Here is a 6,613-nt window from a genome sequence, read left to right on the forward strand (position 1 = left end):
TCTACTCCTGAAGGGGCTTTTTCGCCTGCCAGCGCAGGCGGACATAATCGGCGCTCCAGTTGCCCGCGCTGTCTTTCAGCACGGGTTCCAGCAGCGTTTCAATTTCGTCGATCACTTGGGCACGGGCCGCTTCCGGCACCCCGGATTCGTCGAGGAATCCGGCGCGGAAGGTTTTCAGCCAGCCGCGAATGCCGCCGGGCAGCGGCGTCGGCCGGGCGATGATGCGGGCGTCGATTTCGGCAAACCCGGCCGCCTGATGGATGGCGGCGAAGGCCTCGGCCGTCAGATAGGTCTGCCCGCCGCCCGATTCCGGGCTGTAGCCATGCGCCTTCAGCACGGCGCGCAAGGCGGTGCGGATGGCGGCGATGTTCATGAAGCCGCCGCATTCACCGACATAGCGCCCGCCCGGCTTCAGCGCGCGGAACACGCCCTCCGCCACCGCCTGCTGATCTGGCATCCAGTGCAGCGCCGCGTTGGAAAAGACGGCGTCGAAACGGGCGTGGAACGGTAGCGCCTGCCCGTCCGCCACTTCCACATTCAGGCCCTTTGCCCGCGCCGCCGCCAGCATGGCGGCCGAGCTGTCCACGCCCAGCACATCCGCGCCCGCCGCCGCCAGCTGCGCCGTCAGCACGCCGTCGCCGCAGCCCAGATCGAGGATCGCCTCGCCCGGTTGCGGCGCCAGCAACGCCAGCACCGGCGCGCCAAGGGCGGGCACGAAGCCCGCATGTTCGGCATAATCGGCGGGGTTCCAACCCATTACAGAGTTTCGACAAACGCCTTGTAGGCGGCTTCGTCCAGCAGCCCGTCCAGCTCATCCGGGTTGGACAGCGTCAGTTTGAAGAACCAGCCGTCCGCCTCGGGCGATGTGTTCACCAGATCGGGAGTCGCTTCCAGCGCGCTGTTGGCTTCCACGACGGTGCCGGAAACAGGCGCATAAACTTCGCTCGCCGCCTTCACGCTTTCCACCACGGCGGCTTCCTTGCCGGCCGCCACCGCCGCACCGGCTGAAGGGAGTTCCACGAACACCACATCGCCCAGCTGGCCCTGCGCATAATCGGTGATGCCAACGGTCGCGGTGTCGCCCGCGACTTCGATCCACTCATGGTCTTTCGTGTAGTAGCGCATATTCTATCCCCTTGTTCTAGCGAACGTAATTTTTCTGGTGGAACGGCATCGGCACCACGGTGGCGGAAAGCCGCTTGCCGCGCACCTCGATCTCCAGCGCTGCCCCCTCTGCGGCGTGCGCCGCATCCACATAGGCCATGGCGACGGGCGCACCGACGGAGGGGCCGAAGCCGCCGCTCGTCACCACGCCCACCTTCGCGTCACCCACAAACAGCTCCGCGCCCTCGCGCGCGGGCTGGCGGCCATCCGGCTTCAGCCCCACGCGCCTGCGCGCCGGGCCATCGGCCAGCGCCTTCAGAATGCGCGCCGCGCCGGGAAAACCGCCTTCGGCCTTGCGGCGCTTCGAAATGGCGAAGGCAAGCCCTGCCTCCACCGGCTCGATCTCCGGCGTCAGATCATGGCCATAGAGCGGCAGCCCGGCTTCCAGCCGCAGCGAATCCCGCGCACCAAGGCCGATCGGCTTCACCGCTTCATCCGCCAGCAGAGCCTCGGCAAAGGCCTCCGCCTCACTCGCGGGCAGCGAAATCTCGTAACCATCCTCGCCGGTATAGCCCGAGCGGCTGATGCCCAGCCGCACGCCCTTCCACAGATATGGCCCGGCCGTCATGAACTTCATCGCATCGATGGCGGGGATATCGGGGAACTCCGGCGTCACGCCCAGCCGCAACATCACCTCCACCGCCTTCGGCCCCTGCAGCGCCAGCAGGGCGGCGTCTTCCATGTGCGTCAGCGTGAGGCCAGCGGGCAGGCGCGCGCGCATATGGGCGATGTCGTCATGCTTGGTCGCGCCGTTCACGACCAAGTAGAAACGCGACCCCGTGTTGGTGACCATCAGGTCATCCAATATCCCGCCATCATCCGCCAGCAGCAGCGAATAGCGCATACGCCCGGCCGCCAACGCCTTGAAATCACCCGGCGCGATGCTCTCCAGCCACTCCGCCGCGCCTTCGCCGTCCAGCGTCAGCTGGCCCATATGGCTCACGTCGAACAGGCCGACGCTTTCGCGTGTCCACAGATGCTCCGCCATCACGCCGGTGGGATATTGCACCGGCATGGCATAGCCGGCGAAGGGCACCATCCGCCCGCCCAGCCGCTTGTGCAAGGCATCCAGAGGCAGGGTCTTGCAACTCGACAGATCGATCTCAGCCATGCACGGCTCCTCGTGACGCGAAGACGCTCCTCCCCATGAGAAGCGCGTTCCCCGCCCCCGCCTGTCACGAGTACCTGAGAGCTTTCACGGGGCTTGCGCCCGCTTACCCCTTCGGTGGGCTGCATCGCTGCAGCCGCTTTCCAGACTGCCGTTCCCTTACGAAAGCGCCGCTGCGGTCCGTTGGCCTGAGAGATTCCGGGGGCGGTTGCTCCTTCGGCGGAGGGTCTCCCCTCACTCTCCCGCAGCGCCGCCGGGCTTGTGACCCGCCGACACGAGAAGCTGTGCCCGGCGGCCGCGATTCGGTCAACCGCTTACCCGGCGCTTACCCGGATCACAGCCTTCCCCAGCAGCGTTCCATCCTGCATCGCCCGGAAGGCCTCCGGTGCCTGCTCAAATGGCACCTCCAGCCCGATCGCCGGGTTCAGATGGCCGCCGCCCGCGATCCGGTCGATCTCGTGCATCGCCCGCGCGCCCAGCGCCGGATCCTGCCGCCCCGCCTCACCTGCGCGCACGCCCAGAATCTCGATCTCTTTCAGCAGCGCCAGATTGGTCGCCACCCGCTCGGGCGCGCCCGCCACAAAGCCGATCACCAGATAGCGCCCGCCCCGCCGCAGCGTCTTCAGCCCCGGGCCGACCGCCGGGCCGCCCACGGGATCGAACAGCACATCCACCGCCCCCTTCAGCGTGGAAAGGTCCGGCGCATCGCGATCCAGCAGCAGCAACCTGTCCGCCCCGGCCGCCCGCGCCGCCTCCAGCTTCGCCAGCGACGAGGCCGCCGCCGTCACCTCGGCCCCCAGCGCCTTCGCCATCGCCACCGCCGCCAGCCCCATGCCGCCGCCCGCGCCCAGCACCAGCACATGCTCGCCCGCCGCCAGCCGCCCGCGCTCGGCCAGCGCCATCCATGCCGTCAGCGCACCGGTGGTGAAGCCAGCCGCCTCCGCATCGCTCAGCGCCTCGGGCACTTCGCGCAAGGTGGCCAGCGGCAGCGTCACCTGCTCCGCCAGCAAGCCGGTTCGCCCGCCGATCAGCAGCCGGTGCCCCAGCAGTTCGCCGGAAACCCCCTCCCCCACGGCGACGATCCGCCCCACGCCCTCCATCCCCGGCGTGAAGGGCAAGGGCGGCTTATACTGGTATCCGCCAGACAGCATCAGCAGATCGGGGTAATTCAGCCCCACGGCAGACACCGCCATCGTCACTTCGCCCGCGCCGGGCGCGGCCGGGTCCGGCAGCTCCGCCAGCCGCAGCGCGTCGATCCCCGCCAGCCGTTCCACAAGCCATGCCCGCAAATCGCCTCTCCCTCGCGTCTCTCCCTTATGGCGGGTTGCGGCAGGGCTGTCCCCCATGTCAATTCCGCAACAAATGGGAGTGGTAATGGGAGAGAGAGATGCTCAGCTTCGGACAAATCCTGTCGGCGCTCGGCGGCAGGCTCGGGGATGCCCCGGCGCTGATCCACGGCGACGAGGTGGTGAGCTGGTCTGACTATGACCGCAAGACCAACGCGCTCGCCAACGCCTTTCTGGCAGCGGGCGCGCAGGCCGGAGACAGGGTGGCGCACCTGATGCGCAATTCGCCCGCCTATCTCCTCACCACCGGCGCGGCGTTCAAGGCGCGGCTCGTGCATGTGAACGTGAACTACCGCTACACCGGCGAGGAACTGGCCTATATTCTGGACAATTCGGACTCCGCCGTCGTCGTTTACGATGCGGAGTTCGCAGAGGTGCTGGAAACGATCCGCCCCCGCCTGCCCGGCGTGAAGCTGTGGCTGCAGGTGGGCGGCACCCCGCCGCACTGGGCGCAGGATTTCGATGCCGTGGCCAATGGCCCCTCCGCCCCGGTTCAGGCCGATCACAGCGCAGACGATATGTTGTTCATCTACACCGGCGGCACCACCGGCATGCCCAAGGGCGTGATGTGGGATCAGGCCGCGCTGTGGACGGTGCTGGGCGGCGGCGCGCCGCTGCCCGGAATGCCCGCGCCGGACAGCCTTGAAGCCCATATCGCCGCCGTGGAAGCAGGCGCGGCCCGGCGCAAGGTGCTGGCGCTGCCGCCGCTGATGCACGGAACCGGGCTGCTGATGGGGATTTACGCGATGGCGCTGGGCGGCACGGTGATCACCGCCGCCTCGCGCAATTTCGATGCGGCCGAGGCGCTGAAACTGTCTGAGCTGCACAGCCCGGACGTGCTGGTGATCGTGGGAGACGCTTTCGCCCGCCCGCTGCTGCGCGCCATCGAAGGCGGCGAAGGCCGGCTGGGGCAGGTGGGGATGATGATTTCCTCGGGCACCATGTGGTCTCCCGAAATCAAGGCCGGGCTGCTGGGCCATTGCCCGACGATGATCTGCTATGACAGCTACGGATCGTCCGAAGGCCTCGGCTATGGCGCGTCCGTCTCCACCGCCGCCAACGCCGACGCCCCCACCCGCTTCCTGCACGACGCAGGCACCGTGCTGGTGGAGATCGACGAGGCAACCGGCGAAAAACGCATCATCACCGAACATGGCGTGCCCGGCCGCATCGCCCGCACCGGGCTGATCCCGCGCGGCTATTGGAAAGACCCGGTGAAAAGCGCCGCCACCTTCATCACCATCGGCAGCCAGCGCTACACCATGCCCGGCGATTTCGGCGTGCTGGAAGCAGACGGCAGCATCGTCCTGCTGGGCCGGGGCAGCCAGTGCATCAACTCCGGCGGGGAGAAAATCTTCCCCGAAGAGGTTGAGGAAACACTGAAAACCCACGCGGCAATCGAAGACGCGCTGGTGTTCGGCGTGAAAGACGAAAAATGGGGGCAAGCCGTCACCGCCGTGGTGGAAGCCCGAACCGCCGTCACCGAAGCCGAACTGATCGCGCATGTGAAGGCCAACCTAGCGGCCTACAAAGCCCCCAAGCATGTCGTGATCGCCCCCAAATGCCCCCGCGCCCCCAACGGCAAGGCGGACTACGACGCCGCGCGGAAACTGGCTGAGGATGCGGCGGTGAAGGCGGCTTGAGGGCGTTGCGGTTAAGTCGGCAACCTCGGAGTTAAGGAGGCTCCGCCCCCTCAAACTCCCCCGGCAGGGGAATGATTCCCCTGCACCCCCGACGTTTTAGCCCCTCCCCTTGAGGGGAGGGGTTGGGGTGGGGCCATCCGCTTGGCGCGAGTTTGGGGATTTAGTGCCTGCGGCGCTTTTGGGCAGCGTCCCGTCACCCTCCCCCCGCTCAGGCTGAGCTTGCCGAAGCCCCATGTTGCGCAACCCGGGGCTTAGCCGTTGCGCTTCCGCGTTGGGGGCTTCGACAAGCTCAGCCTGAGCGAGTTGGGGTGAGGGGTGGGGCGGTGGGTTTGTGGGGAGGTTGGTGGATCAGGCCCGGCGGTGACACCCCCTCTCCAACTCTCCCCCTTGCAGGGGGAGAGAGCCACGTAGCGCCGCAGGCAATCGAATTTGATCACTCACACGGCGTTCGAGTTAGGCCGCAACACCAATTTTGAGGGTGCAGGGAAATCATCCCACATTCCCCAAGTAAATCGCTGATTTTGCTGTCAGGATCTCAATATTTCCGATATAAATCATGGTGTTGATGGCCGTGAGGGGCGCGTTTGATGGATCACCCAGAGGGTGCGGGTTCGAAGCGGGCAGATCGGGTCGAGTTCGACCGCCGGGTGCATGTGGAGTTCCGAGGTGCGCAGCTCAGTTCCGACGGCGGCCTGCTGGTGATGCGCGAGCTGGATGACGCGCTCGGGCTGTCCGATCTGGCGGCAAAAGCATTGCGCGACACCCGGCGCGGCAAGAACACGGTCCACCGGCTTGACGGGTTGTTCCGGCAATCGGTGTTCGGGCGACTGGCCGGATACGAGGATGTGAACGACGCCGACCGCCTGGCCCTCGATCCGGTGATGCGCCAGGTCGTGGGTGGAAGGGCTGTCGATGCGCAAGCGGCCTCGGCCTCGCAGATGGGACGGTTCGAGACCGAGACACTGGCACAGCCCGAGAACCGTGCCGCGCTGGCCGACCTGAATGGCCAATGGATCGACCGGTTCCATGACCGTAACGGGCTGAAGTACATCGTTCTGGACATGGACAGTTCGGTCAGCCCCACCCATGGCGATCAGGAGGGCGCGGCCTGGAACGGGCATTTCGACTGCACCTGCTATCACCCGAACTTTTTGTTCAACCAGTTCGGCATGCTGGAGCGCTGCGCCTTGCGCCATGGCAACGTCCACAGCGCCGATGGCTGGCGGGACGTTCTCGACCCCGTCATCGCCCGCTACGCGGAGCGCGACCTTTGCGGCCGGTTCTTCCGGGCTGACGCCGCCTACGCGATCCCCGCGATCTATGAGCGGCTGGAAGAAGCCCGATTCTTCTAC

At 66.9% G+C, this 6,613-nt stretch carries 5 protein-coding genes, 1 pseudogene and 2 riboswitches; of the genes and pseudogenes, 2 read left to right on the forward strand and 4 right to left on the reverse strand.

Annotated features, from left to right (window positions below; genetic code table 11):
- Position 1: 1 nt before the first annotated feature.
- The 4 genes from FJQ54_RS08685 to FJQ54_RS08700 form a co-directional block, all read right to left on the reverse strand.
- Positions 2–757 carry a class I SAM-dependent methyltransferase gene (locus FJQ54_RS08685; RefSeq protein WP_140928027.1) on the reverse strand — a complete coding sequence of 252 codons (756 nt, stop codon included), beginning with the start codon at positions 755–757 and terminating at the stop codon, positions 2–4.
- Positions 757–1,125, reverse strand: coding sequence for a glycine cleavage system protein GcvH (gene gcvH, locus FJQ54_RS08690; RefSeq protein ID WP_140928028.1), 369 nt, complete (start codon positions 1,123–1,125; stop codon positions 757–759). Before gcvH ends, FJQ54_RS08685 begins: the two co-directional genes overlap by 1 nt.
- Positions 1,126–1,141: 16 nt before the next feature.
- Positions 1,142–2,275, reverse strand: coding sequence for a glycine cleavage system aminomethyltransferase GcvT (gene gcvT, locus FJQ54_RS08695; protein ID WP_140928029.1), 1,134 nt, complete (start codon positions 2,273–2,275; stop codon positions 1,142–1,144).
- Between the two features lie 51 nt (positions 2,276–2,326).
- Positions 2,327–2,429: riboswitch (glycine riboswitch) on the reverse strand.
- A gap of 9 nt (positions 2,430–2,438) precedes the next feature.
- Positions 2,439–2,527: riboswitch (glycine riboswitch) on the reverse strand.
- Between the two features lie 59 nt (positions 2,528–2,586).
- Positions 2,587–3,561: an NADPH:quinone oxidoreductase family protein gene (locus tag FJQ54_RS08700; protein WP_181160065.1), complete on the reverse strand. Its 975-nt coding sequence runs from the start codon at positions 3,559–3,561 to the stop codon at positions 2,587–2,589.
- Between the two features lie 98 nt (positions 3,562–3,659).
- Here FJQ54_RS08700 and FJQ54_RS08705 point away from each other — a divergent pair, with 98 nt between their 5' ends.
- Together FJQ54_RS08705 and FJQ54_RS08710 are read left to right on the forward strand one after the other, a co-directional pair.
- Positions 3,660–5,261 carry an AMP-binding protein gene (locus tag FJQ54_RS08705; RefSeq protein ID WP_140928031.1) on the forward strand — a complete coding sequence of 534 codons (1,602 nt, stop codon included), beginning with the start codon at positions 3,660–3,662 and terminating at the stop codon, positions 5,259–5,261.
- A gap of 587 nt (positions 5,262–5,848) precedes the next feature.
- Positions 5,849–6,613 (forward strand): annotated as a pseudogene (locus FJQ54_RS08710) (IS1380-like element ISKpn23 family transposase); the annotation flags it as partial.

The organism is Sandaracinobacter neustonicus (assembly GCF_006385875.1).
Taxonomy (GTDB): domain Bacteria; phylum Pseudomonadota; class Alphaproteobacteria; order Sphingomonadales; family Sphingomonadaceae; genus Sandaracinobacteroides; species Sandaracinobacteroides neustonicus.